Raw genomic sequence first — 23,131 nt, 5'->3', positions numbered from 1 at the left:
GCTTCATGCCCGGGGCAGCACCACGGTGAACCGGGCCCCCCGCCCTTCTTCCGAGCGGACCTCCAGCGTCCCCCCGGCCTCCGTGACGATGCGCCACGCGACGCTCAGGCCCAGGCCCACATTGGACCAGACATCCTTGGTGGTGAAGAAGGGCTCGAAGATGCGCGGCCGGATGCTCTCCGCGATGCCCTTTCCGGTGTCCTCGACCTCCAGGGTACACATCCCGTCACGCTCACCCGTGCGCAGGGTGAGCCGCTTCACCGGCACCTTCAGCATCGCGGTGCGCGCGTTGGACAGGAGCGCCAGCACCACCTGCGACAGGTGCCCGGGATCCGCCCTCACCCGGGGCAGCTCCGCGCCCAGCTCCGTCACCAGGTCGATGCCCTCTCCGCGCGTCTGGTTCTCCGTGAGGCTCAGCGCGTCGCGTACCACCGCGTTCAGGTCCACGGGCCGCAGGTCCGGGCGCTCGCGCTGCTGGGAGAAGCGCAGCAGGTTCTGGGTGATGTCCTTGCAGCGCTTGGCGCTCTGTTCAATCTTGCGCAGCGTCTCGAAGTCCATGTCGTCCGGCGCGCGGTCCAGCAGCAGCAACTGCACGTTGCCCAGGATGCCGGCCAGCGGGTTGTTGATTTCGTGCGCCACGCCCGCGCCCAACTGGCCCACCGCCGCCAGCTTCTGCGCCTCCACCAGTTGGAGCTGCGCCGCGCGCAGGTCCGCCGTGGCCTCCTCCACCCGGACGCGCAGGTCGTCGTTCCAGCTCATCAGCCGCGCGCGAGACGCCTCCAGCTCCTCGCCCATGCGGTTGAAGGTGGACGCCAGCTCGCTCAGCTCGTCGTGGCCCTCCACGCGCAGGCGGCGCTCCAGCTCGCCGCGGCCATAGGCCTCCGCGCCCTGCACCACCTCCGCGAGCCGCCGGTCCAGCCGCCGGGTGAAGAGCGCGCCCAGCGCCAGGAGCACCACCAGCGCGCCCGCCACGGACGCGAGCACCGTGGTGCGCAGCTCCCGCACGGGCGTCAGCGCCAGGGCCTCGTCCTCCGTCACGACGATGCCCATCTCCAGCGTGTTCACCCACGCCACGCTCACCCGGCGCGCGGGGTCCTTCAGTTGGAAGCTGCGCCCGCCCGCCGAATCCACCGCGGACTCCAGCGCCTCGCGGAGCTCGGGCTCCAGCACCGCCATGCGCCGCGCGGGCTGGGAGCTGGCCAGGACCCGCCCCTCGGTGTCCACCACCTCCAGGCGCTGCCCCTCGTTCGCGCGCCGCGCCAGCAGCGCCTCCAGTTGGGTGAAGACGAGCTCGGCGATGGCGTACGGCGCCTCCTCCGAGGCCCCCAGCTTCACCGCCACCGCCACGGCGGCCGCGCCCGAGCCCGCGTGCACGTACGCGCTGCCCAGCGCCGCCTGCCCCTTGCCCCCCTCCCGGAAGTTCTCCACCGGCACCGCGTGCGCGAGCTGGCGCACGTTCGCGGCGTCGAACGCGGGGTGGCGCTCGAGCGGCTCCGCGCTCCGGAACACGGCGGGCCCCAGGGGCTGCCCCTTCGCGTCCGCCTGGATGACCGCGCTCACGGAGGTGGACTGGCCATACAGGAGCATCAGCATGCCGCGCACCTCCTCGGGCGTGGCGTGCTCCCAGGGCAGCAGCTCCGCGGAGCGGGCCAGGCCGTTGACGACCTCCATCAGGTTCGCCTCCACGGCCTCGGCGGTGGCGGTGGCGAGCGCGCGCTGCTGCTCGTCGATGCGCTGGGCCAGCGCGTGCTCCGAGCGAGACAACAGCAGGAAGCCGACGATGGCCAGGGGCAGCACCGTCGCGGCGAGCATGAAGAGGATGAGCTGCTGGTAGAGCCTCATCCGGTGACGGACCGGACCACGCGCTCCAGGTCGCTGCGCAGGAAGACGGAGCCGGAGATGGCCTTCGCCTTCTTCTTCATGTCCGCGGCCCGGCGCGCCAGCTCCGCGTGATCATGCGCCACGCCGTCCGTCATCACCGCCACCACGGACACGCTCATGATGGGGAACTGGCGCTTCTCCCCGAAGCGGTCCTCCGCCTCGATGTGGCCGCGCTCCCGGTCCTGCCGGTCGTAGTAGAGCGGGATGATGCGGTCGAACTGTTCAATCGCCCGCTGGCACACCCGGTCCACGGACTCCACGGAGGTGATGAAGACGAAGTCGTCCCCGGCCACGTGGCCCAGGAAGTCCCCCGGGGCGCCCTCCTGCTGGAAGACCTCCCGCATCAGGTCGCCCGTCTGGCGCACCACGCCGTCCGCCTTCGCGAAGCCGTAGTAGTCGTTGTAGGCCTTGAGGTTGTCCAGGTCCAGGTAGCAGAACGCGAACGGCTGGCGCGCGCCCAGCCGGCGCTGCACCTCGCGCTCGATGGCGGTGGAGCCGGGCAACTGCGTGGTGGGCGACGAGGACAGCTCCTGCTCCTTGCGCCGCAGCATGCTCTCCACGCGCGCGCCCAGCTCCAGCGCGTCGAAGGGCTTGGTGATGTAGTCGTCCCCGCCCAGCTTCAGCGCGCGGACCTTGGACGACGTCTCCGTGCGCGCGGAGATGAAGATGACGGAGATGTGGCCGCTGGCGCGCTCGGCCTTGATCTCCTCCAGGAACGCGAACCCGTCGCCGTCCGGCAGCGTGACGTCCAGCAGCACCGCGTCCGGCCTGCGCTCGCGCAGGGAGCGGCGGCCCTCCTCCACGGTGTGCGCGACGCCGACCTCGAAGCCCAGCCCCTCCAGCACCTCGCGGCAGATGGAGGCGATCTTCGCGTCGTCGTCCACCACCAGCACGCGCCCGTGCTGGGCCCCGGCGCGGCCCCGCGCCAGCGAGTCCACCGTGGCCAGCAGCTTGTCGCCCGCCAGGGGGCGCACGAGGAACGCGTCCGCGCCGGCCCGGAAGGCGCGCTGGCGCTCGTCGAACGCGGAGGTGAGCAGCAGCGGCGCGCGGCGCGTCTCCGGATCATTCCGGAGGATCTCCGCCAGCCGCAGGCCGTCCACGTCCGGCAGGCGCACCGACACCAGCACCACGTCCGGGTGGAGGTTGCGAGCGGCGGCCAGGCCCTCCTCCGCGGAGGCCGCCAGGCGCACCCGGTAGCCCCGGGCGCCCAGCAGCGCCTTCATGATGTGGCCCACCTCGGGCTCGCCCTCGATGATGAGCACCTTGCCGCGCGAGTCCGGGCGGATGGGCTGCGGCGACGGCAGGAGCGTGTCCACGGCCGCCTGGGACAGCACGTCCTGGGGCGGCTCCGTCGGGAGCACGGCGATGAAGCGCACGCCGCTGTGGGACGGCTCGGACCAGATGCGGCCGCCGTGGGCCTCCACGATGTTGCGGCAGATGGGCAGGCCCAGGCCGGTGCCGCGCACGGTGCGGTTCGCCTGCGTGCGGGCCTGCTCGAAGCGGTCGAAGATGCGCTCCAGGCTCTCTTCCGGGATGGGGTCGCCGCTGTTCCAGCAGGAGAGCACCACGTAGCCGGGCAGGCTGGACGTGGCGCGCAGCTCCACGCGCACCTCGCCGCCCTCCGGCGTGAACTTCACCGCGTTGTTGAGCAGGTTGTTGAGCACCTGGTTCACGCGGTTGGGGTCCACCATGGCGCGCAGCGGGTGCTGCGGCAGCAGGGGCACCACGCGGATGCGCTTCTCCGCGAAGGCGGGCCCGTACTTCTCCACCACGCGCTGGACCAGCTCCTCCAGGTAGATGCGCTCGAAGCTCATCTTCAGCCGGCCCTGCGCGTACTTCGACAGGTCCAGCAGGTCGTCCACGATGCTGTTGAGCTTCTCCGCGGAGTCCTTGGCCAGCGACAGGTAGCGGTGCTGCCGCTCGTTGATGTCCCCCGCCATCCGGTTGAGGACCAGGTCCAGCGCGCCGGTGATGGAGGTGAGCGGCGTGCGCAATTCGTGGCTCACCATGGAGACGAAGGTGTCCTTGCGCTCCTCCAGCCGCTTCTGGTCGGTGATGTCGCGCAGCACCACGCACACGCCGCGCAGGGTGCCGCGCGCGTCGTTGACGGGCGTCACGGTGGTCTGCACGGTGCGGTCGAAGAGCTTCACGTCCTCGCGCAGCACCTGGTGGCCGCTGTACTCCAGGTTGCGGACCAGTTGGAACGGCTGGAAGCCCAGGCGCTCCTCCAACAGCCGGTTGGAGGGCCCCTGCCCCTCCTCCCCCGCGTGCAGGATGCGGCGGGCCGCGGGGTTCATCACCACGATGTCGTTCTTCTCGTCGGTGAGCACCACGCCGTCCGCCATGGACGCGACCATGCGCTCCATGCGGTGGCGGGCCTCTTCTTCCGCGGAGCGCAGCGACTGGATGGCGTCCGCCGTCTGGTTGGCGAGCACGTCCAGGAGCAGCCCGTCGTCCTCCGTGAACGCGTCCGCGCGGTGGGAGAACAGCGACAGCATGCCCACGGGCTTCCCCGCGGCGGTGAGGTTCACCGTGAGCTGGTTGGGGTAGACGACGGGGGACGCGGAGTCCTGGGTGGTGGTGCCGGTGACGCGGGTGATGACCCGGTCCTCCGGCAGCGGCAGGCCGCTGCTCTTGCGGTACGCGCCGAGCATGGACTCCTTGACGCCCAGGAGCGCCTCCTCCCCCACGTTGCCCACGCAGCGCAGGCGCAGCGTGGCGCCGCGCTGACCGTCCGGCGCGATGAGGGCCGCGCCGCAGTCGTACGGCAGCACGCGGGCCACGGCGGTGAGCACGCGGTCGATGATGGCGTCGTAGCTGGCGGGGTCGTTCGCGCTGGCGCGGCTGACCTCGTAGAGGACGAAGAGGGCCTCCACCCGCTGGTGCAACTGGCGGATGAGCTTCTCCTTGTCCTTCTTGAGCTGGGCGAACTCCACCGCGTTCTTCACGGTGATGAGCAGGTCGTTCACGTCCCAGGGCTTGGTGACGTAGCGGTACACCTGGCCCTGGTTGATGGCCGCGATGATGTCCTGCGGGTCCGTGTAGGCGGTGAGCAGCAGCGTGGTGACGTCGATGCCCTCCGCCCGGGCGGCGTTGACCAGGTCGATGCCGGTCATCTCCGGCATGCGCTGGTCCGTGACGAGCACGTCCACGGACTCGGTTCGCAGGATTTCCAGGGCTGCCTTGCCGTGGGGGGCGGTGAGGACGCGGTAACGCCGCTGGAACATCCGGCTGAGGATGTCCAGGACGTCGGCCTCGTCATCGACGAAGAGCAGCGTGTGGCGGAGGTCGGACACGGCGGCGCCAAGTGTACGCCGAGATCAACGCGCCTCCTCAAGCCGCGAGCAGGGCGGGCGGGGGGCTGCACGGCGGGTATGGGTGGGGGTACTGAACAGATTGACTCTACACGTATGTTCAGGGAGCATGGGCCACTGAAATTCTGTTGCCCATCACCGCCAGAGCAGGCGGGCGACCGAGCGAAGGAGTGCGGCCATGGAAGAGCTCACGGAGCGCCAGCGCGAAATCCTGACCTTCATCGTGAAGGAGACGGAGGTCCGAGGCTTCCCCCCGACCATCCGGGAGATTGGGGAGCACATGGACATCCGGTCGACCAACGGGGTGAACGACCACCTGAAGGCCCTGGAGCGCAAGGGCTACCTGACGCGGGGCGAGCAGCAGAGCCGCTCGCTGGTGCCCACCAAGCGGGCGAGGCTGCTGTTGGGCCTGGGGATGAAGAGCCGGGAGTCCGGCATGATTGAAATCCCCCTGCTGGGCAAGGTGGCGGCGGGCGCGCCGGCGCTGGCGCAGGAGCACATGGAGGACTCGGTCAAGATCGACAGCTTCCTCCTGGGCGGGGTGAACGGCCGGGAGGTGTTCGCGCTGAGGGTCAAGGGCCAGTCGATGATCGACGACGGCATCCACGACGGGGACTACCTCTTCGTGAAGAAGACGCCGTCGGCGCAGCCGGGGGAGATCGTCGTGGCGCTCATCGAGGACGAGGCCACGGTGAAGCGCTACTACCCGGAGCAGGACCGCATCCGCTTCCAGCCGGCGAACGCGACGATGCAGCCCATCTACGTGAACCGCTCGGACTTCCGCTCCACGATGATCCTGGGGCAGGTGGTGGGCGTGTACCGGAAGCTGCAGGGCGGCCGGACGTAGGCAGCTCGTGGCACTGCCGCCCGGGCACGGTGAGCCCGGGCGGGAGGCGTCAACGGACGGGGCAGGCGCCGCAGTCGAGCGAATGGCCGCAGCCGTCCGGGACGACGGTGCCGCAGGAGCGGCCCAGCGAGGCGCAGGTCGCGGGCGTGCAGCAGGTGTTGTCCGCGGTGCAGGTCTGGCCCTGGGGACAGACGCCGCAGTCGATGCGGCCGAACGCGGTCTCCCTGAAGCCACAGGCGACGTGGATGCTGGCGCAGAGTTCGGGCGCGTGGATGCCGTTCATGGGCCAGCGGCCCCGGACCGCCTCCTCGAGCACTCTCACCGAGAGGTAGGAGGAGACGGGGGCTTCAGCGGAGGGGGTCTGGATGTTCACGCCCCTGCCCTTGGGACCCAGCTCGCGAGCCTGCGCGCGCTTGAACTCAGCCCCGCGAGACAGGGTCGGGCCTTCCCAGGGAAGGGTCATCCACAGGCCGACCTCCGTGCCAGGAGGGGGTGGTCGCTCGGCGCAAGCCAGCGTCAGGCCCAGGACCAGCAGATGGCACAGCCGCATCATGGTTCTTCCCCCTCGGCGCTCCTTCACGGCATGACAATCAGACTTCCGTGAACTGCATTCCCGTGGCGCGGATGCGTTCCAGCGCGATCTTGATGTCCTCGGAGACGATGAGGGCGATGGACCAGCCCCACGTCCGGAACACCTGTGCCTCACCGACCTGGGCCGGGTCGATGCGCATGCCATCGACGTCGCGATACTGCCCTACCCGCTCCGGCCGGCCATCTTGAGCCGTCCACCGGATCACCTCTTCGGAGGCTTCGTCATCGATGCAGCGGATGAGCCGGGTCGCCACGAGGATGACGTACGGCCCCTCATGTCCCTGGACGTCCACGGGCACGAGTTGGATGTCCTGCGCTGCCCGCTCTGAAAAAACGGCTGCGACCCGCGCGCTCACGACGGGCGTACTGAACCCAGCCAGGGAGAAGTCGAGGGGCGTTCCCGGATGCTCCACGGGAACGAGCATCTCCTGTTGAGGAGAAACGGGTCGGCCTTCCCTGAACATCCACGGGTCTTCGACCTCGCGCCCACCCGCATCCAGAGGGATGCCCAGTTCCCATCTCCCGAGAAGGGTGACGTCATCAAGAAGGCGAAAGAAGCGCTGTGGCATGGATGGCTCCGGATTCACTCGCTTCGCATGAGCAGCTTGTGGAGGCCTGAGCCATGCGTTGTGGCCTCCTGTGCCAACTTCCTGAGCTCAGCGACAAGAGTTTCGCGACACTGCTCGACGCTGCGACATCCGCGCGTCGCCTCTTCCAGTCGATCGTAGACGCGCTGATGGTATCGCTGCGGATGGGGTCCGCGATGTCCTGGAACCTCGACGACGTTCTCCGGATCCTTCAGTTCCATGCCCGCCTTCTTGAAGATGCGCTGGAAGCGGGGCGTCCACGGTCCTCCACGATTCGTGGACACGTTGTTCCTGATGGTCGCGAGGTGATGCTTCTGACTGTCACCGCTTGACGACATCGCGACCGCGTTGGGCGCCAGCGCGAGGGTGAATCCATCCGCGGTCATGGCCACGGACCGCACGCCTCCAATGCCCGCGTACGCGTAACCCGCCTGCGCCTCCACCGTGAGCGCGGCCTGCGCGGAGCCCGGGAGCACCTGCGTCTTCGCCGCCAGCCCCACCGTGTTTCCCACCGCCGCCGTGGCCAGCATCACGAAGACCCGCGCCGCGTTCTTCCCCAGCACCTTCCCGTACCCCTCCCCTGCTTCGCGCAAATCGTCGAACGTCAGCGCGCGGTCCGCCTGCTTCACCAGCGTCAACCACCCGTTCAGCAGCCCCCACACCGTGTCCACGCCCAGATAGGCGATGGCCGTCGCCGTCAAAAGCGCCGAGATGCCTTTCGACACCGGCTCCGGCAATGACCACAACAGCAGGTACACCGTGACCGAGGCTGTCACGGTGGCCAGGACCGCTTGCGGATTCACCACACCCCGCAGCGCCTCCGCTGTCTCCTCCCACACCGAGTCCATCGCCAACGCCAGGGCCAGCGCATACCGCCCGTCGCTTCCGAGCAGCGGCCCCTCTTCCAGCAACGACAAACAGTCCCGCCCCTGCCGCTTGCGCTCGCACCAGCGTCCATAGGCGCGCGTCAACTCCGCCGACGCATCATCCAGCAGGTGCAGCTCCCGCGCTTCCTCCTCCCCCAGGGGATGGATGCGATGGGTGCGCGCTTCGTAGCCGAACACGCCGCTGCGCTCCGGCATGCCGAACAACGTCCGCGCGTCCCGCAGCGGATGCGCGAACGGACGGACCTCCCGCGCGAGCTCCGAAATGGACCTCTTGAACTCGCCCTTCGTCAGCTCCGCGTCCTCCAACGGAGCCTCTTCCTCCACCCGAGGCGTCACGACGACCGGGTCCGCACGCCCCGTGTCCAACCGCACCACCCGGACGGCCCCACAGCCCGTCAGGAGGAGAAGAAGGCAGAGCCATCCACGAAGCATCCGCGCACCTATGAGCACTGCATCGCCACAGAGGTCCGGCATGCTCTCCTCAGCACCAGTCCCGGGAACAGTAGACCTATCCAATGCATGAGCCATCCCCCCTGAAGATTCCCTGCAGCGCCCGGCAATCAGACTTCGGTGAACTGCATTCCCGTGGCGCGGATGCGTTCCAGGGCGAGCTTGATGTCCTCGGAGACGATGAGGGTTCCGGCCCATCCCTCCAGCCGGAACACCTTGGCCTCTCCGACCCGGGTTGGATCGATGTGCAGATCATCCACGGCGTAGTACTTCCCGACCTTCTCAGGCAGTCCGTCCTCGGCGGTCCAGAATTGGACCCGCGAGCGCGGCTCGTCGATGCAGCGGATCAGCCGGGTCGCCACCAGGATGCGGAAGGGATCTCTTTCCCCTTCGACGTTGGCGAGAATGAGCTGAACGTCATTGGGGGCCATGTCCGCGAAAATCGCCGCGACACGGCGACCGACCACCGGAACCATCGACGCGGTCTGGGTGAAGTCGAGCGCCTGTCCGGGATGTTCGACAGGGATCCGAAGGCGCCCCTCGATTTGGACGCGATGCCCGCGATTGAAGATCCGAGCATCTTCCAGCTCTTGCAGACCCGCATCCATGGGGTCATCCAGGTGCCAGCGCCCCGGCCAGGAGACGTCATCCGAGAGTTCAAAGAAGCGTGAGGTCATGGCGACAGTCAGGGTCGAGCACCTTGTGTCACTAGAAGGTTGAGGTCGGTTCCAGGAGTCGCGACCTCTCTGGCCAATCGTCTGAGGGCCTCTTCAAGTGCCGTTCGGCAGGTCGTCACCGTGCGGCATTCGTCGGTCGCCTCGTACAAGCGCTTGTACACGATGCGGTGATACTCCTCGGGATGGGGTCCGCGATGCCCTGGAACCTCGACGACGTTCTGCGGGTCCTTCAGCTCCATGCCCGCCTTCTTGAAGATGCGCTGGAAGCGGGGCGTCCACGGCCCTCCGCGCAACGTAGACACCTTGTTCCGCAGGGTCGCCAGATGGTGCTTCTGGCTCCCATCGCGTGACGACATGGCGACCGCGTTGGGCGCCAGCGCGAGGGTGAAGCCATCCGCGGTCATGGCCACGGACCGCACGCCTCCAATGCTCGCGTACGCGTAACCCGCCTGCGCCTCCACCGTGAGCGCGGCCTGCGCGGAGCCCGGGAGCACCTGCGTCTTCGCCGCCAGCCCCACCGTGTTTCCCACCGCCGCCGTGGCCAGCATCACGAAGACCCGCGCCGCGTTCTTCCCCAGCACCTTCCCGTACCCCTCCCCTGCTTCGCGCAAATCGTCGAACGTCAGCGCGCGGTCCGCCTGCTTCACCAGCGTCAACCACCCGTTCAGCAGCCCCCACACCGTGTCCACGCCCAGATAGGCGATGGCCGTCGCCGTCAAAAGCGCCGAGATGCCTTTCGACACCGGCTCCGGCAATGACCACAACAGCAGGTACACCGTGACCGAGGCTGTCACGGTGGCCAGGACCGCTTGCGGATTCACCACACTCCGCAGCGCCTCCGCCGTCTCCTCCCACACCGAGTCCATCGCCAACGCCAGGGCCAGCGCATACCGCCCATCGCTTCCGAGCAGCGGCCCCTCTTCCAGCAACGACAGGCAGTCCCGCCCCTGCCGCTTGCGCTCGCACCAGCGCCCATAGCCGCGGGTCAACTCCGCCGACGCATCGTCCAGCAGGTGCAGCTCCCGCGCTTCCTCCTCCCCCAGGGGATGGATCCGATGCGTGCGCGCTTCGTAGCCGAACACGCCACTGCGCTCCGGCATGCCGAACAACGTCCGCGCGTCCCGCAGCGGATGCGCGAACGGACGGACCTCCCGCGCGAGCTCCGAAATGGACCTCTTGAACTCGCCCTTCGTCAGCTCCGCGTCCTCCAACGGAGCCTCTTCCTCCACCCGAGGCGTCACGACGACCGGGTCCGCACGCCCCGTGTCCAACCGCACCACCCGGACGGCCCCACAGCCCGTCAGGAAGACCAGCAACAGCAGGCAATGCCACCCACGACGCATGCCTACGGGCACTTCACCACGCCACCATCCGTCGCCGCCGAGGCCACGCGGGCGCACGCGGCCTGCACGGTGGCCGTGTCCTTCAGGTCACGCGCGAGCCTCGCGGTGGACAACTGCAACTCCATGTTCTTCGCATGTCCCGGCTCCGAGCCCAGGCTCGTCAGGATGCGCAGGGCATCCTGTTTGCGCCCCATCGCGGACAGCAGGTCCGCCAGCTCCTGCATCTCCCCCACGTCCGCGCCCGACACCGTGTCCAGGGCCTTCTGAAGCTCCCCTTCCGCCGCCGCCCGGTCGTCCACCGTCAGGTGCGCCTTCGCGAGCGCCACGTGCACGACGGCGCGGTCCTTCACCTTCAGCGACTCGCCGTAGGCCTTCAGCGCTTCCTCGCGCTTGTTCAACTTGAGCTGGATCTCCGCCACGAGCTCCCAGAGCGTCGGATCCTTGGGCGACTTCTTCGCGGCCTCTTCGTACGCCGCCGCCGCTTCCGGCAACCGGCCCGCGCGCACCTCCGCGTCTCCCAGCGCCGTCAGCACCTCCGGCGTGCGCACGCCCTGCCCCGTCACCTTGCGCAACAGCCCGAGCACCTCGTCCTGCCGCCCCTGCTTCGTCAGCACGTCCACCGCCCGCACCAGCAGGTCGGCCTTCGATGCATCCGGAGCGGCCTCCGCCGCCTGCGTGAAGTCGCGCACCGCCTCGTCGTGGTCTCCGCGCTCCTCGGCCAGCTCGCCCAGTTGCTCCAGCGCGTTGAAGTCCTTCGGATGCAGCGCCAGCGCCTTCTGCAGCGACTGCCGCGCCTCGTCCTTCTTGCCCAACTGCGCCTGGATGAACCCCAGCCGGCTCCAGTTGGTGGAGCGCTTCGCGTCCAGCCGCAGCGCAACCTCGAACTCCTTCGCGGCCTCCTCCAGCCGGCTCATCGACAGGAGCACCTCGCCCCTCGCGGCGGGCAGGCGCGGGTCGGCCGGCGTCAACGTCTTCATCTCGTCGAAGGACTTGAGCGCGGCGTCGAAGTTGCCCTTGAGGTACTCGGAGTTGCCCTGGAGGTAGAGCCCCTCCGCCTGGTCCTTCGGGTCGAGCTTCGGCGTTTCGGTGCAGGCCCCGGAGGCCAGCAGGGCGATGAGCGGCAGGGCACGCAGACGCGAGGTCATGAAAGGCTCCGGAAGACTCAGAAGTGATACGCGATGCCGGCGTTGACATCGAAGTTGAGGCCGTCGCCCGCGCCGTCGTCCGCGAGCCCCAGCACCGCCTGCGCGATGTTCGTCCCCAGCTCCAACTGGAAGCCCACGCGGCCCACCAGCAGGTACTCCAACCCCACGAACCCCACGACGGACGGCAGCGGCCCCGTGCTCTGGAAGATGCCGTAGTCGCCGAACGACAACTGCACGCCCAGGCCGAAGCCCCAGTACGGCCGCAGGTCCTTCTCCAGGCGGTGATAGTGCCGGGCCCCCACGATGCTGGGCAGCACGTTGAGCTCGCCCTCCACGTTGCCGCCGGCATGCACCCAGGTGAAGCCGACCTGGACGAAGCCCTGCCACTCCGGGTGGAACCAGTAGCCCAGCTCCAGGTCCAGGCCCGGGTTCAGGGACGACAGCTTGTCGATGAAGCTGTTGTTGAAGCGCAGCCCCAGCGTGAGCCCGCCCCCCGGAGACGACGCGACCGCGCCGCCCAGGAGCGGCCGGGCCGGAACGACCTCGCCGGGCGACTCCAGCGCGATGCTCAGCTCGTCGGACACGGCGACCACCGTGCGCAACAGCTCGCCGTCCTCCGAGGCCTCCGCGCGCGGCCGGGCGAGGGTGCGGCCATCCTGGGTGTCCACGAGGCTCGCGGCCAGCAGGTACTGCCCACCGAAGCGGTCCAACCGGCCCGTAAGCACGTAGCGCGCCCCCGTCAGCGAGGACAGCGCCTGGACGCACTCGCCCTTCTCGCAAGGGCCGTCACCCACCAGCTCCAGTTGGCGCTCGGCGCCGACCCGCTGTTGGAGCTCCCGCTGGGACAGCACACGCAGCCGGGGTGACTCCGCGAGCCGGCCCGAGATGAGCGACGTGATGCCCTGCGCGGCGTCCTTCCCCGCCGCGTTGGCCGCCAGGGGCAGCACCGCCACCGTGAAGGACTCGGCAACGGCCGCCCCTTCCTGGGCGAAGACAGGCGACGCCAGCGACATGAAACAGACCAGGAGAAGCCAGGGGAGGCGGGACACGGCCGACACTCTACCCTCCTCCCGGCCCGCGCCCAGGCCTTCCGTGGCCGCTTCCCTGCCCGCTCACTCCTGCTGGTTGAGCTTCGCCGCGATGGAACGCACCACGACGCGGGGGCTGATCCGCACCGAGAAGGCCGCCAGCCAGTTGAGCACGCCGTGGATGGCGACCACCCGCCCCTTCATCATCGCCGCGTAGGCGTGGCCCGCGACCTCGGGCGCCTCCGCCACGCCCGGCCGCTTGAACAGGCGCGACTCCGCGTTGCCGGCGCGCCCGGCGAACTCCGTCTTCGTCGCGCCCGGGCAGTGGCAGGTCACCGTCACGCCCGTGCCCTCCAGCTCGACCGCGAGCGCCTCCGTGAAGGACAGCACGAAGGCCTTCGTCGCGTAGTACGTGGCCATGTACGGCCCCGGCTGGAAGCCCGCGGTGGACGCGATGTTGAGGATGCGCCCCTGCTTGCGCTCGCGCATGGGCCGCGCGAACAGGTGCGTGAGCTTGAGCAGCGCGGCGCAGTTGACCTCCACCATCTCCGCCTCGCGCCCCAGGTCCTGCTCCAGGAACGGCCCGGAGGAACCGAACCCCGCGTTGTTGACGAGGAAGTCCACCGCGAGCCCCAGCTCCCGCACGCGAGCGAAGAGCTGCTCCGGCGCGGAGGGCAGTCCCAGGTCCGCCGGCAGCACGTGCGCCTTCACGCCATGCGCCTGTTCCAACTTCCGGGCCAGCTCCTCCAGCTTCGCCACGCCGCGCGCGACGAGGATGACGTCGTGCCCATCCTTCGCGAACTTCTCCGCGAACCGCTCTCCGAGCCCCGCCGACGCGCCAGTGATGAGCGCCACTTTCCGCGACATGGTGATGCCTCCCGGAGGGCCGATATAGCAGCCCCCCTGGGGCTCGCGCACAGGAGGCCCAGCCCCGAGCACAAAGCGGTTGCCCCGGGGGATCCCCGGCCATATTCGGAAGGGAACCCCGAGGACGTGGAGCCCGGCATGGAGCGGATGGACACCCTCGAAGCGCTGCTCGCACACGGACGGACGGAGGACGTGGCGCTCGGTGCGCCCGGCAGGCAGGGCATGACGTACGGCGCGCTGCGGGAGCTCACCGCCAGGGTCCGTGAGCAACTGAATGCGTGGGGCCTGGGACAGGGAGACCGCGTCGCGCTCGTGCTCCCCAACGGGCCGGAGATGGCGGCGGCCTTCCTCGCCGTGGCCGGTGCCGCGACGACCGCGCCGCTCAACCCCGCCTACCGCGCGGACGAGCTCACGTTCTACCTGGATGACCTCCAGGCCCGCGCCCTCATCGTGCTCGAAGGAGCGGAGGGACCGGCCCGCGAGGTCGCGCGCGCACGCGGACTCCCGCTCATCGAGCTGCGTCCGGCGCAGGAGGGGCCCGCGGGGCACTTCACGCTCGTGGCCGGACAGTCCTTCTCGGGCACGGCGCTCCGTCCCGGGCCGGCGAGCGCGGAGGACGTCGCGCTGGTGCTGCACACGTCGGGCACGACGGCTCGGCCCAAGCAGGTGCCGCTGACGCACGCGAACCTGTGCGCCTCCGCGCGGCATATCGGCGCGATGTTGGGCCTGGGCCCCACGGATGCGTGCCTCAACATCATGCCGCTGTTCCACATCCACGGGCTCGTGGCGGCGGTGCTGTCCAGCCTGGGGGCCGGAGGCCGCGTGGTGTGCACTCCCGGCTTCAACGCCCTGCGCTTCTTCTCCTGGTTCCAGGAGGTCCGCCCCACCTGGTACACGGCCGTCCCCACCATGCATCAGGCGCTGCTGGAGCGCGCCCGCCGCAACGCGGACGGCCTCAAGGACCACCGCCTGCGCTTCATCCGGTCCTCCTCCGCGTCGCTGCCGCCGCAGGTGATGGAGGAGCTGGAGCGCGTCTTCGGCGTGCCCGTCATCGAGAGCTACGGCATGACGGAGGCCGCGCACCAGATGGCCTCCAACCCGCTGCCGCCGCGTCCCCGGTACGCGGGCTCGGTGGGGGTCGCCGCCGGGCCGGAGATCGCCATCATGGACGACGCGGGCACGCTGCTGCCTCCAGGCGCGCCAGGCGAAGTGGTCATCCGCGGCCCCAACGTCATGTCCGGCTACGTGAACAACCCCGAGGCCAACGCGCGCGCCTTCACCCACGGGTGGTTCCGCACGGGCGACCAGGGGACGCTCGACGCGCGGGGCTACCTGCGGCTCACCGGACGGCTGAAGGAGCTGATCAATCGCGGCGGGGAGAAGGTGAGCCCGCTGGAGGTGGACACCGTGCTGTTGGATCACCCCGCCGTGCAGCAGGCCGTGACGTTCGCCCTGCCCCACCCCAAGCTCGGCGAGGACGTGGCCGCCGCCGTCGTCCCGCGCGAGGGCCACACGCCCACCGAGCGCGAGCTGCGCGACTTCGTGGCCTCACGCGTGGCGGACTTCAAGGTGCCCCGCCGCATCGTCTTCCTCACGGAGCTACCCAAGGGCCCCACCGGCAAGGTGCAGCGCATCGGGCTCGCGGAGCGGCTGGGGCTCACGTCATGAGGATCGCCATCTTCGGCGCGGGCGCCATCGGCGGCTTCCTGGGCGTCAAGCTGCTCCAGGCCGGCGCGGACGTGACCTTCATCGCGCGAGGCGCCCACCTGGACGCGATGCGCGCCCACGGCGTCACGCTCACCAGCGGCGGCGAGACCGTGACGGTGCGCCCGCATTGCACGGACTCGCCCGACGACGCGGGCCCGCAGGACTACGTCTTCCTCACGCTCAAGGCCCACGCCCTGCCCGCCGCCGCGCCTCAAGTCGCCCGGCTGCTGGGCCCGGAGACGGCGCTCGTCACCGGCATCAACGGCGTGCCCTACTGGTACTTCCACGGACTCGAAGGCCCATACGAAGGCCGCCACATCGAGAGCGTGGATCCCGGCGGCGTGCTCCTGCGCACGCTGCCCCCCGAGCGCGTCATCGCCACCGTGGTGTACCCGGCCGCGGAGGTCGTCTCGCCCGGCGTCATCGTGCATACGTCCAACGACCGCGTGACGCTGGGCGAACCCGACGGCAGCAAGAGCCCGCGCGCGCAGGCCCTGTCGCGGCTCATGATGAAGGCCGGGCTCAAGTCGCCCGTGCGCCCCCGCATCCGCGATGAAATCTGGGTGAAGCTCTGGGGCAACCTCGCCTTCAACCCGCTGTCCGCGCTCACCGGCGCGACGCTCGACGTCCTCGCCCGCCAGCCGGACCTGCGCGCCGTGGCCCGCACGATGATGCTGGAGGCCCAGGCGGTGGCGGAGACGCTGGGCACGCGCTTCCTCATCGACGTGGACCAGCGCATCCAGGGCTCTTCCCAGGTCGGCGCGCACAAGACGTCCATGCTCCAGGACCTGGAGCGCGGGCGCCCCATGGAGATCGACGCGCTGCTGGGCGCCGTCGTGGAGCTGGGGCAACTCACTGGCAAGCCCATGCCCACCTGCGAGAACATCCTCGCCCTGGTGCGCGAGCGTGCGCGTCACGCCGGAGGCTACCCGCCCCGCGCGACACCGCCCGCTCCCGAAGCGACCTAATCCGACGCGGACGGCATCACGCCCAGGTACTCCAGCGGATCCGCCGGCTTGCCGTCCACGCGCACCTCGAAGTGCACGTGCGGGCCGGACGTGCGGCCGGACTCGCCCACCGTGGCGATGACCTGCCCGCGCCGGACCTTCTGCCCCGTCTTCACGCGCAGGTCGCGGTTGTGCGCGTACAGGGTAATCAGCGGCGCCGCGTGCTCCACGATGACGATGAGGCCGTAGCCCTTCTGCTCGCCCGCGTAGAGGACCGTGCCCTCCTGCGCCGTCTTGACGGGGGTGCCCGCGGGCGCCGCCAGGTCGATGCCGTCGTGCGGCTCCTTGCCCTTCTTGCCGAAGCGGCCGTACAGCACGCCCCGCAGCGGCCAGTCGAGCATCCCCTGCGTCGCGAGCCTCGGACGCGACGGCGCTCCCGGACGCCCCGACACCACGCGCGCACGCGGCGGGTCCTCGCGGCGCGACACCGCCGGCACCGAGCGGCGCGGCGTGGACACCGGCGCCTGCCCCGGCTTGGAGAGCACCAGCTCCGGCTCCTCGTCGGACAGCGGCCCCGGGTCGCCGTACTTCGGCGGCTCACTGCCCGGGATGAGCAGCTCCCGGCCCACCGCCAGCTCGCGCGGATCCTTGATGCCGTTGGCCTGGGCCAGCTCCTCCACCGTGATGCCGTACGTCTTGGCGATGCGGTACATCGTCTCGCCCGCGGCCACGCGGTGGCGCACCGCCACCAGCTCCGGCTCCTCGTGCGTGGGCCTCAGCGCGAAGGACAGCGGCTTGCCGTTGCTCGTGGACTCGGGATGCACGCCCGCCGTGTCCAACTGGGAGGAGGAGGCGGCCTGGGTGCCCACGCAGCCGCTCAACAGCGCGGCCGCGAGCAACACCCAGAGCGCCCTGCCCGCTCGGCTGGAGCCGCCCGGCCCCAACCTCAGGCACCGCCGCCCGAACCGTGCCGCTTGAAGCCCTGCAGGTTCCACCCCGAGAGCTCGGGGATGCGACCGTGGTCGGTCATCTCGAAGTGCAGCGGCGTCACCGACACGCGCTTCTCGTCGATGACGGTGTTGCAGTCGCTGCCCGGGATGTCGTCGTGCGCGTACTCCGTGCCGCCAATCCAGTAGTACTTGCGGCCGCGCGGGTCCTCCTTCTCCACGACCTTGTTGCCGTAGGAGTGCCGCCCCTGCCGGGTGATGACGTAGCCGTCCGGCTCCACCCCGCCCGGGATGTTCACGTTGAGCAGCATCCGGGGCGGCAGGGGCCGCGACAGCGCCTCCGTCACCAGCGCCCGCGCGAAGCGGCCCGCCGGCCCGAAGTCGAACGGCCCCCGCGACACCAGGCTGAACGCGATGGCCGGGATGCCCAGGAACGCGGCCTCCATGGCCGCCGCCACCGTCCCGGAGTAGGTGACGTCGTCCGCCAGGTTCGCGCCGTGATTGATGCCGGAGACCATGAGCTGGGGACGATTGTCCTTCAGCAGGTGGTTCACCGCCAGATACGAGCAATCCGTGGGGGTGCCGTCCACGGCGAACCACCGCTCGCGCACCTCCTTGAGGCGCAGCGGCCGGTGCAGGCTGATGGCATGGGAGGCGGCGCTCTGCTCGCGGTCAGGCGCCACCACCCACACCTCGCCCAGGGGGCTCACCGCCTCCACCAACGTCTGCAGCCCTTCGGAGAAGTAGCCGTCGTCGTTGGAGACGAGGATGCGGGGACGAGAGGTGCTCACGGTCACTGCTTCTTCGCGAGCGAGCGGAAGGCGGTGCGGCCCGCGTACCGCGCACCGACGCCCAGCTCCTCTTCGATGCGCAGCAACTGGTTGTACTTGGCCACGCGGTCGGAGCGCGACGCCGAGCCCGTCTTGATCTGCCCGCAGTCCAGCGCCACCGCCAGGTCCGCGATGGTGGTGTCCTCGGACTCGCCGGAGCGGTGGCTCATGATGGACGTCATGCCCGCCTTGTGCGCCATGCGCACCGCGTCGAACGTCTCCGTGAGCGAACCAATCTGGTTCACCTTCACCAGGATGGAGTTCGCCGTGCCCGTCTCGATGCCCTTCGACAGGCGCTCCACGTTGGTGACGAAGAGGTCGTCGCCCACCAACTGGACCTTGTCACCCAGCGCGTCGGTGAGCTTCTTCCAACCCTCCCAGTCATCCTCCGCCATGCCGTCCTCAATGGAGATGATGGGGTACTTCTGGGTGAGGCCCCGGTAGTACTCCAGCAGGCCCTGCGAGTCGTACTCCTTGCCCTCGCCCTTGAGCTTGTACTTCTTGGAGCCCTTGTCGAAGAACTCGCTCGCGGCCACGTCCAGCGCCAGGAACAACTGCTCGCCCGCCTTGAAGCCCGCCGCGTCGATGGCCTCCATGATGAGCTTGAGCGCCTCCTCGTTGGCCGGCAGGTCCGGGGCGTAGCCGCCCTCGTCGCCCACGCCCGTGGCCAGCTTGCGGCCCTTGAGAATCTTCTTGAGCGCGTGGAACACCTCCGCGCCCCAGCGGAGCCCTTCCGCGAACGTCTTCGCGCCGGCGGGCACCACCATGAACTCCTGCACGTCCACGCGGGTGTCCGCGTGCGCGCCGCCGTTGAGGATGTTCATCAGCGGCACGGGCAGCGTGCGCGCCTGCAGGCCGCCCACGTAGCGGTACAGCGGCAGGCCGTGCGCGTCCGCGGCGGCGCGCGCGGTGGCCATGGAGACGGCGAGGATGGCGTTGGCGCCCAGCTTGGACTTGGTGGACGTGCCGTCCAGCTCAATCATCCGCTGGTCCACGGCCACCTGCTCCACGGCGTCCATGCCGATGAGCGCCGGCCCGATGGTGTCGCGCACGTGGTCCACGGCCTTCTTCACGCCCTTGCCCAGGTAGCGGCCCTTGTCGCCGTCACGCAGCTCGTGCGCCTCGTGCTCGCCGGTGGAGGCACCGGAGGGCACCGTCGCGCGGCCACGCGAGCCGCCCACGAGGAGCACCTCGGCCTCCACGGTCGGATTGCCACGGGAATCGAGCACTTCACGCGCCAGGATTTGAGCGATCTCGGTCATAGGGCGCCGGTTGTACGAAGCACGGGCGGAACGGGCAAGCACGCTCGCACCGGCTGCCTGCTACAGTGTCCAGCCGTCGAATGCCTCCTCCTCCCAAGCGCCGCGCCACCGGCCCCGACCCGCTCCCCGGGCAGCGCGCCCGGGGCGCCCTCCTGGGCCTCGCCATCGGCAACGCCCTCGCCGTCCCCACCGCGGGGAGGCCCTTCTACGCGCCGGCCTTCCCCCAGCTCGCCGAGGGGCCCTACCAGGGCATGCACGGAGGCGGCCCGCATGACCTGCGCAAGGGGCAGGTGACGGAGCCCACCCAGCTCGCGGTGGCGCTGGCCCTGAGCCTGCGGGACCTGAAGCGCTACGACGCGGGGGACGCCCTCAAGCGCTACCGGGCCTGGCAGCCGCACGCCATCTCCGTCAGCGAGCCCATGCGGGAGCTGTTCCAGGAGTGCGACGCGAGCCTCCCGCCCGTGGTGAAGGACGCCGGCAAGCGCGTGTGGCAGAGGAACCACCGGCGCCTGGCCCCCGCGGGCGCCCTGCCGCGCGTGGTGCCCCTGGGCGTGCACCTGGCGAAGGACTCCTTCGCCCTGGCGAAGGCGGCGCTGGAAGACACCGCCCTCACCCACTTCGACCCGCGCAGCCAGCTTGCCGGCGCGGGGCTGTGCGCGGCCATCGCCAAGGCGGTGACGGGCGGCCCGAACCTGAAGGCCGCGGACCTGCTGCCCGCCGCGGAGGTGGGCATCTCCCTGGCCGCCGCCGCCCTGGGGAAGCAGGAGAAGGACTACGTCCAGGAGGTGACCTTCGCCGCGAAGCTCCTGCGCGAGGACCTGGCCCTGGCGGCCCAGGACGACCCGCAGCTCTACGGCCCGGAGCTGCACATGCACCGGCCCGGCAATAACGCGGTGCGTGCCGCGTTCCGGCTGGCCTTCTGGGAGCTGCTCCACGTCCCCACCGCGGAAGCGGCGCTCCTGGACGTCGTCCACCGGGGCGGAGACACGGAGGTCCACGGCTCCGTCACCGGGGCGCTGGTGGGCGCCTTCCACGGCGAGGGGGCGCTGCCGGAGGAGTGGCGCGAGAAGGTCCTCCTGGCCCTGCAGCCCTACAACCCCCTCCAGAAGGGGACGGTGCTGTGGGAGGTGTACCACCCCCGGCACCTGCTGCTCCTGGCCCCGGCCTAGAGGAAGCCCGCAAATGCGAAGCCCGCGGGGGTCGTCCGGTGAGGGACGGCCCGACCGCGGGCCTGGCGCTACGCCGTGGCTCCGGGGCCACGGGTGGGATGGGTCATCAGCCGAGCAGGTCGATGACGACGACGCCTCGTGACGGCTTCTCTTCCTCGGTGTCCGTCCTCCGGTGGGGACGGTCATCGGGTGCAGGCAGTGGGAGCTCCACCACCGGCCGCTCGTAATCCTCGCGGCGGAGCCGCTCGCGGCGCTTGATCTCTTCAATGATGAACGCGTCGAGCATGGGTTCGGTTTCTCCCTCAGCCTACGTACCCCAATGTACGCCCGCCGTCCCGCCCCCTTACCACTTCCACATCTCTTTGATGCAAATTAAGAACCCCGGTTTCTTTCTGGCGACGCGACCCTGATTCCGCATGGCTGCTCGTCCAGCTCCCGACATCCGGGACAGGGCAACCGTGCCACGGATGTCAGGGGAGCGTCCGTGGACGTTCAAAATTCGCCTGATCCTAATGCGCCCACCGCGCGCCGCAACACGACTCATTTCAGGTGGCCCCCCGCCCCTCGCGTGGCACGGCTCCAGCCGAAAAGGGCCCGCCCGCCCTCCTGCTCCCTTGCACGGCACGGGCCGTACGGGATGACAGGCAGGCGGGCGGAGAGCTGACGCGCGACGTCAGCGGTGACGGAGGGCGTCGACGAAAGCCGTCAGGGGGCTTCCGCGCGGCGCTTGAAGGCCTCCAGCATCTTGGGGAGCTGGGTCTCCGTCAGGGTGTTGATGATGGCCTTGGGGATGAGGGCGCCCAGGGCCATCTCCACGTTGTAGGTCGCGCGCGTCTTGCCCTCGCCCTCGGGCTCCAGCGTCCAACTGCCCTTGTTGTCCTTCATCACCTCGCCCTCGACGAAGGTCCAGGACATGCGCTTGGGGCGCTCCTCGGTGACGCGGATGGTGTAGCGGATGCGCTTCACCACATCGACCTCGTAGTGCACCTGGACGGTGTTCCCCTGGCGCTGGGAGGTGGAGATCTTCTTCACCTCCGGGAGGAACTCGCCGTAGCGGTCGTAGTTGGTGATGACGTCGAAGACCTTCTCGACGGGGGCGTTGATGGTGATGGTGCGCGTGGCGCCGGCCATGGCGGTGTCTCCGGGAGGCGTGGGGAACGGACGAGGCTGACGGACAGCTTACGGCGCGTAGCCCGGCTTCTTGTCGAACTTGTGGACGGACTGGATGAAGCGGACGGTGCCCGTCTTGCTGCGCATGACGACGGAGTGCGTCTCGCAGCCGCCGCCGAAGAAGCGCACGCCCTTGAGGAAGTCGCCGCTCGTCACGCCGGTGGCCGCGAACATCACCTCGCCGCGGGCCAGCTCCTCCGCGGTGTAGATCTTGTGGATGTCGGTGACGCCCATCTTCTTGGCGCGCTCGATCTCCCCCTGGTTGCGAGGCACCAGCCGCCCCTGCAGGTCGCCGCCGGTGGCGCGGATGGCGGCCGCGGCGATGACGCCCTCGGGCGCTCCGCCGATGCCCATGAGCACGTCCACGCCGGAGCCCTCGAAGCAGGTGGCGATGGCGCCCGCCACGTCACCGTCCTCGATGAGGCGCACGCGCGCGCCCGCGGCGCGGACCTCCTTGATGAGGTCGGCGTGGCGCTCGCGGTCGAGGATCATGACCGTGAGGTCCTCCACGTAGAGCTTCATGCGCTCCGCGATGGAGTGCAGGTTCTCCGTGGGGGACTTGCGCAGGTCGATGGCGCCCCTGGCGCGCGGGCCCACGGCCAGCTTCTCCATGTACGTGTCGGGCGCGTTGAGCAGGCCGCCCTGGCTGGACATGGCCACGACGGAGATGGAGCCCGGGCGGCCGTAGGCGCACAGGTTGGTGCCCTCCAGCGGGTCCAGGGCGATGTCCACCGCGGGGGCGCCGTCGTCGCGGCGGCCGACCTTCTCACCGATGTAGAGCATGGGCGCCTCGTCGCGCTCGCCCTCGCCGATGACGACCGTGCCGTCGATGTTCAGCGCGTCGAAGGCGCGGCGCATCGCGTCCACGGCGGCCTGGTCGGACTCGTCCTTGTTGCCGCGGCCCATGAGGCGGGCGGAGGCGATGGCCGCCATCTCGGTGACGCGCACGACCTCCATTGCCAGGTTGCGATCCATTTGTCGGGTGCTCCTCGTTCGGGATTTCGGGAAGGGAAAAAGCGTCAGGTGTCGGAGTCGTCCGCGGCCTTCAGGCGGGCGATGGCTTCGGGCAGCCGCTGGGGTTTGCCGTCGCGCCCCACGCAGGCGTGGAGGGTGCGGCCGGTGCACAGCAGCGTGGGGGAGTCACCGTCGCGCAGCAGCTCGTAGGTGAACACGAGTGACGCGCGGCGCAACCCGCCCAGGGTGGTGCGGATGAGGAGCATGTCGTCGTAGCGCGCGGACGCCTTGTAGTTGGCGCTGGCCTCCACCACGGGCAGCAGGAGCCCGGTGCTCTCCAGTTCGCGGTAGCTGCCTCCGTGGGCACGGAAGAACTCGCTGCGGGCGAACTCGAAGTAGCGGAAGTAGTTCGCGTAGTAGACGACCCCCATCTGATCCGTGTCGCCGTAGATGACGCGCAGCCGTGCCTCGACCATTGAGGCGCCCATATCAGGGCGGGGTGACGTGTCCAAGCGGCGGGCGCGCATG

21 protein-coding genes are annotated in these 23,131 nt (G+C 69.8%); 4 read left to right on the top strand and 17 right to left on the bottom strand.

The window, feature by feature from the left end; translation table 11 throughout:
• Positions 1-3: 3 nt before the first annotated feature.
• Positions 4-1,842, bottom strand: coding sequence for an ATP-binding protein (locus K8556_RS21370; RefSeq protein ID WP_223741924.1), 1,839 nt, complete (start codon positions 1,840-1,842; stop codon positions 4-6).
• The gene (locus tag K8556_RS21365; RefSeq protein ID WP_223741923.1) at positions 1,839-5,177 is read right to left on the bottom strand and encodes a response regulator; all 3,339 of its coding nucleotides are present in this window, start codon (positions 5,175-5,177) and stop codon (positions 1,839-1,841) included. Before K8556_RS21365 ends, K8556_RS21370 begins: the two co-directional genes overlap by 4 nt.
• 196 nt (positions 5,178-5,373) lie before the next feature.
• On the opposite strand from K8556_RS21365, the gene lexA reads away from it, so the two are divergent.
• On the top strand, positions 5,374-6,042 hold the full coding sequence (gene lexA, locus K8556_RS21360) for a transcriptional repressor LexA (protein WP_014396152.1): 669 nt from the start codon (positions 5,374-5,376) through the stop codon (positions 6,040-6,042).
• Positions 6,043-6,091: 49 nt separating this feature from the next.
• Here lexA and K8556_RS21355 read toward each other — a convergent pair whose 3' ends face one another.
• From K8556_RS21355 to K8556_RS21320, 8 genes are all read right to left on the bottom strand, one after another.
• A complete protein-coding gene (locus K8556_RS21355) occupies positions 6,092-6,505 on the bottom strand; it encodes a hypothetical protein (protein WP_223741922.1) in 414 nt (137 codons plus the stop codon).
• Between the two features lie 127 nt (positions 6,506-6,632).
• Positions 6,633-7,202 (bottom strand): imm11 family protein, encoded by a 570-nt coding sequence (locus tag K8556_RS21350; RefSeq protein WP_223741921.1) that lies wholly within the window; start codon positions 7,200-7,202, stop codon positions 6,633-6,635.
• 14 nt (positions 7,203-7,216) lie between these two features.
• Positions 7,217-8,539, bottom strand: coding sequence for an AHH domain-containing protein (locus K8556_RS21345; RefSeq protein ID WP_223741920.1), 1,323 nt, complete (start codon positions 8,537-8,539; stop codon positions 7,217-7,219).
• A gap of 128 nt (positions 8,540-8,667) precedes the next feature.
• Positions 8,668-9,234, bottom strand: coding sequence for an imm11 family protein (locus K8556_RS21340; protein ID WP_223741919.1), 567 nt, complete (start codon positions 9,232-9,234; stop codon positions 8,668-8,670).
• A gap of 8 nt (positions 9,235-9,242) precedes the next feature.
• Positions 9,243-10,577 carry an AHH domain-containing protein gene (locus K8556_RS21335; RefSeq protein WP_223741918.1) on the bottom strand — a complete coding sequence of 445 codons (1,335 nt, stop codon included), beginning with the start codon at positions 10,575-10,577 and terminating at the stop codon, positions 9,243-9,245.
• Between the two features lie 2 nt (positions 10,578-10,579).
• Complete coding sequence (locus tag K8556_RS21330; RefSeq protein ID WP_223741917.1) at positions 10,580-11,722, bottom strand: lipopolysaccharide assembly protein LapB; 1,143 nt, start codon at positions 11,720-11,722, stop codon at positions 10,580-10,582.
• Between the two features lie 17 nt (positions 11,723-11,739).
• Positions 11,740-12,771: a hypothetical protein gene (locus K8556_RS21325; protein WP_223741916.1), complete on the bottom strand. Its 1,032-nt coding sequence runs from the start codon at positions 12,769-12,771 to the stop codon at positions 11,740-11,742.
• A 63-nt stretch (positions 12,772-12,834) separates the two neighbouring features.
• Positions 12,835-13,617 carry an SDR family oxidoreductase gene (locus tag K8556_RS21320; protein ID WP_223741915.1) on the bottom strand — a complete coding sequence of 261 codons (783 nt, stop codon included), beginning with the start codon at positions 13,615-13,617 and terminating at the stop codon, positions 12,835-12,837.
• Between the two features lie 147 nt (positions 13,618-13,764).
• Between K8556_RS21320 and K8556_RS21315 the strand changes: the two genes are divergently transcribed.
• Positions 13,765-15,285, top strand: coding sequence for an acyl--CoA ligase (locus K8556_RS21315; protein WP_223741914.1), 1,521 nt, complete (start codon positions 13,765-13,767; stop codon positions 15,283-15,285).
• The gene (locus tag K8556_RS21310; RefSeq protein ID WP_223741913.1) at positions 15,282-16,292 is read left to right on the top strand and encodes a 2-dehydropantoate 2-reductase; all 1,011 of its coding nucleotides are present in this window, start codon (positions 15,282-15,284) and stop codon (positions 16,290-16,292) included. The genes K8556_RS21315 and K8556_RS21310 overlap by 4 nt, the downstream gene beginning before the upstream one ends.
• On the opposite strand, the gene K8556_RS21305 is transcribed toward K8556_RS21310, so the two are convergent.
• The 3 genes from K8556_RS21305 to eno are packed head-to-tail and all read right to left on the bottom strand — an operon-like array spanning position 16,289 to position 19,310.
• Positions 16,289-17,173: a M23 family metallopeptidase gene (locus K8556_RS21305; protein WP_223741912.1), complete on the bottom strand. Its 885-nt coding sequence runs from the start codon at positions 17,171-17,173 to the stop codon at positions 16,289-16,291. The two genes, K8556_RS21310 and K8556_RS21305, sit on opposite strands and share 4 nt — an antisense overlap.
• A gap of 44 nt (positions 17,174-17,217) precedes the next feature.
• Positions 17,218-18,009: a 5'/3'-nucleotidase SurE gene (gene surE / locus K8556_RS21300; protein WP_223741911.1), complete on the bottom strand. Its 792-nt coding sequence runs from the start codon at positions 18,007-18,009 to the stop codon at positions 17,218-17,220.
• Between the two features lie 2 nt (positions 18,010-18,011).
• Entirely contained in the window at positions 18,012-19,310 is a 1,299-nt protein-coding gene (gene eno / locus K8556_RS21295) for a phosphopyruvate hydratase (protein ID WP_223741910.1), read from the bottom strand.
• 80 nt (positions 19,311-19,390) lie between these two features.
• Here eno and K8556_RS21290 point away from each other — a divergent pair, with 80 nt between their 5' ends.
• Complete coding sequence (locus K8556_RS21290; RefSeq protein ID WP_223741909.1) at positions 19,391-20,479, top strand: ADP-ribosylglycohydrolase family protein; 1,089 nt, start codon at positions 19,391-19,393, stop codon at positions 20,477-20,479.
• A 106-nt stretch (positions 20,480-20,585) separates the two neighbouring features.
• Here the strand turns inward: K8556_RS21290 and K8556_RS21285 are convergent, their stop codons facing one another.
• The 4 genes from K8556_RS21285 to K8556_RS21270 all read right to left on the bottom strand — a co-directional run bounded on the left by K8556_RS21285 (position 20,586) and on the right by K8556_RS21270 (position 23,079).
• Entirely contained in the window at positions 20,586-20,765 is a 180-nt protein-coding gene (locus K8556_RS21285; RefSeq protein ID WP_043321424.1) for a hypothetical protein, read from the bottom strand.
• Between the two features lie 419 nt (positions 20,766-21,184).
• Entirely contained in the window at positions 21,185-21,610 is a 426-nt protein-coding gene (locus K8556_RS21280) for a type II toxin-antitoxin system RatA family toxin (protein WP_223741908.1), read from the bottom strand.
• Between the two features lie 48 nt (positions 21,611-21,658).
• Positions 21,659-22,624, bottom strand: a complete 966-nt coding sequence (glpX, locus tag K8556_RS21275) for a class II fructose-bisphosphatase (protein WP_223741907.1) — start codon at positions 22,622-22,624, stop codon at positions 21,659-21,661.
• Between the two features lie 44 nt (positions 22,625-22,668).
• Complete coding sequence (locus tag K8556_RS21270) at positions 22,669-23,079, bottom strand: thioesterase family protein (protein WP_223741906.1); 411 nt, start codon at positions 23,077-23,079, stop codon at positions 22,669-22,671.
• Positions 23,080-23,131: the final 52 nt, after the last annotated feature.

This window comes from Corallococcus sp. AS-1-12, from assembly GCF_020036995.1.
Classification (GTDB): domain Bacteria; phylum Myxococcota; class Myxococcia; order Myxococcales; family Myxococcaceae; genus Corallococcus.
Note: the sequence above shows the minus strand (reverse complement) of the source record. Positions and strands in the feature narration are given on the sequence as shown.